This is a genomic window from Flavobacterium sp. (genome assembly GCF_043773265.1).
Classification (GTDB): domain Bacteria; phylum Bacteroidota; class Bacteroidia; order Flavobacteriales; family Flavobacteriaceae; genus Flavobacterium.
Window position 1 is genome coordinate 1 of the sequence record NZ_JAYVFH010000256.1, and the last position, 2,966, is coordinate 2,966.

Sequence of the window (2,966 nt, forward strand, 5' to 3'; positions counted from 1 at the left end):
ATTAAAACTTGCCACAGATCCAAGATGGGTAACTATTGTAGAATCAAATATTGAAGAAATATTGACAGATCATGCTTGGTGCGAACAAAAAGCCGCAACAAACGTAATTACATTAATCACTCAAAATTCAGAACATGAGGAATTAGTAACTTCATTACTTGAAATTGCTAAAGAAGAATTAGATCATTTTCAAATGGTTCACAACATTATTAAAGAACGTGGATTAACTTTAGGAAGAGAGCGAAAAGACCACTATGTGAATGAGTTATTTAAATTTCTTAAAAAAGATGGAAGTCGCAACGACGCTTTTGTTGATAGATTATTATTCTCAGCAATGATTGAAGCAAGAAGTTGTGAACGTTTTAAAGTTCTTTCTCAAAATATAAAAGATACTAAATTAGCCACTTTTTATAGAGAGTTAATGATAAGCGAAGCAGGACATTACACTTCTTTTCTTGCATTTGCCAGAAAATATTCAGAAAAAGTAGACGTAGACAAGCGATGGAAAGAATGGATAGAATTTGAAGGAGTTTTAATTACAAAATATGGTAAAGAAGAAACTATTCATGGATAGAATATAATACTTGTTTTTTATAGTTATATTCTTCTTATTGACAAGTCCTAAATAATCGATACAGATTATTTGACAAAAACAGATAAATTAAACTGTATCATAAATATTTTTGGTGTTGTTTTTAGTTTTATAGGTTTTCATTATTAGTTTACTTTGCTCGTGTATTTGATTTTGTGTTAGCATATGGTTTGATAAATGAAGACTCTTTTCAGTATAAATTTGTACTGTTATTTTATTATTTGTTTCATAATTGGAAGGTCTTGATTGTATTTATCAATCATTGTTGTCCGATAAAAAAGAAGCCAAATAGATAGCTTCTTTAAATGAATCGTAAATTTGTTTTGTGAAATACAAAAAACGATGAGCAAAAGTAACTATTTTTCTAGCAAATCTGTTTTTGGACAGCTGATTTCTTTAATTGATGACAAAAAAATAAAAGACGCAGTTAAAAAGACTGACTCTAATAGATATGTAAAGCGTCTTAAGAGTAAAGACCATTTGATAAGCATGCTTTTTTGCTCGTTTGCTAAGTGTAATGCTCTTCGAGAAGTTTCAGGAGCTATACATGGATTGTCAGTGAAGACAGAAAGTTTTCAGTTGAGTCAGGTACCAAAACGAAGTAACTTATCAGTTGCAATTAAGAATAGAAAGGTTGAGTTCTTTGAAGAAATTTACAATAAATTATTACATCAATATAGTTCGGTTTTATCGGACAGTCTAATTGAAAATGTTCTAAATAAGCAAGTTAAAATTGTTGACAGTAGCACCATTATTTTGTTTAAAGATATTTTAAGTTGTGTAGGAAGAAAGTCAAAAGATGGAAAAAGTAATGGCGGAATAAAAGTTCATACCGTAATAAATGCAGATGAAATAGTTCCTAATTTAGTTTGGTTTAGTCAAGCGGTAACATGACCATAATTTTTTAGAAAAGTTAAAATGTGACGACAACACAGTTTATGTTTTTGATAATGGATGCAATGATTACAAGTCATTCAAGCATTTTACAGAACATAAAACAGGATTTGTAACCCGACTAAAAACAACGATTTGTATGACGAAATTAAAAATTTAGAAATACCAGAACGTGTTCTTAGCGGTGTTTTATGTGATAAAATAATTGAAGCAGAAGTAAAAAAAGAGAAGGAAATAATCAAGTTAAAATTACAAAAAAGTAACTTTTTATGACCGAGAAAATAAACGAGAATTTGAATTTTTACAAATTTGTTTATGTTATGAGCCGATTTAATCCCAGGATTGTATAAAGTTAGATAGCAAATAGAATTATTATTCAAGAAATTAAAATATAATTTTACGTTGCGATATTTTTTAGAAGAAAATGAAAATGCTAATAAAATTCAGATTTATTGTGTTTTAATTGTTAATCTGCTAATGGCAGTAATCAAAAAGAAATTAAAAAGGAGCTGGGCTTTTTTAAACTTGGTTAGTTTTTGTAAAATTCATCTTTTCAATTATATACAACTGATAAAATTTTTAGAAAATCCAGAAAAAGACTGTATTATTGATAAAGCATAAGTAGAAGAATTATCCTTTTTTTGAATCCTAGTTTTGAGAAATCATAGATAATTATAAGTTAAAAACTGTATAACAACAAATTAAAAAATAAAAACAATTGTTTTTATTTTTTTTCTGACATTAATTTTTTTAAATCTTGATTTAACAAATAATAGAGCTTTTTCGTCCCTATTCTTGGCATTTTTTTTCTAATTTCATATACTATATCCATAACTTTTTTTGCCTTATCTTGTTTGATAATGTGTCGTTTTTTCTGTTATAAACCTGTCTATCTATCCCGAACAAAGTACAGGCAAACATTACTGTTTGTTTTTGTTGTTCTTTAAATTGGTCGATTGTTCGGGTAATGAGTTTTTTCGGATATCAATTTTATACTCTTTTTCTGCCATATCAATCATCATATCAAAAATGATGGCTTTCTTATCGGCAACAAAAGCTTGTTGTTCTAAAAATGCTTTTTGTTTTTCTAATAACTTAACTTGAACTTCAAGTTCCATTATTTTTTGTTCAGGAGATTTTGGCATATTTGATGGTGTTTAATTTTCCCAATCAAAGTTACCAATTTTCGTAATCTTCCTACTATTTTTGAACGAGCTTGATGAGTTGATAAGCTTCCTTGTTCTATTTCTTGAACAACCTGTAATTTAAAAGACATTGTGTTGTCTTTTTGTGTACACATTACAAAGTGGTTTTCATGGGTATTTTCCATAACGATGAAATTTGTGTATCGCTATTTCAGGACAAGACATATTATAAAATTAAAAAACCCTATCCAAATAGAATAGGGTTTTAAAGAAAGGCGGCGACATACTCTCCCACAAATTGCAGTACCATCTGCGCAATCGGACTTAACTTCTCT

The 2,966-nt window shown here is 28.5% G+C and carries 3 protein-coding genes; 2 read left to right on the plus strand and 1 reads right to left on the minus strand.

Annotated elements, in window-relative coordinates:
• The coding region (locus tag ACH2BO_RS13675; RefSeq protein ID WP_395045292.1) for a tRNA-(ms[2]io[6]A)-hydroxylase at positions 1-574 on the plus strand (574 nt) is incomplete at its 5' end.
• A gap of 360 nt (positions 575-934) precedes the next feature.
• Positions 935-1,486: a DUF4372 domain-containing protein gene (locus ACH2BO_RS13680; RefSeq protein WP_395045293.1), complete on the plus strand. Its 552-nt coding sequence runs from the start codon at positions 935-937 to the stop codon at positions 1,484-1,486.
• A 920-nt stretch (positions 1,487-2,406) separates the two neighbouring features.
• Here the strand turns inward: ACH2BO_RS13680 and ACH2BO_RS13685 are convergent.
• Entirely contained in the window at positions 2,407-2,631 is a 225-nt protein-coding gene (locus tag ACH2BO_RS13685; RefSeq protein ID WP_395045294.1) for a hypothetical protein, read from the minus strand.
• Positions 2,632-2,966 lie beyond the last annotated feature (335 nt).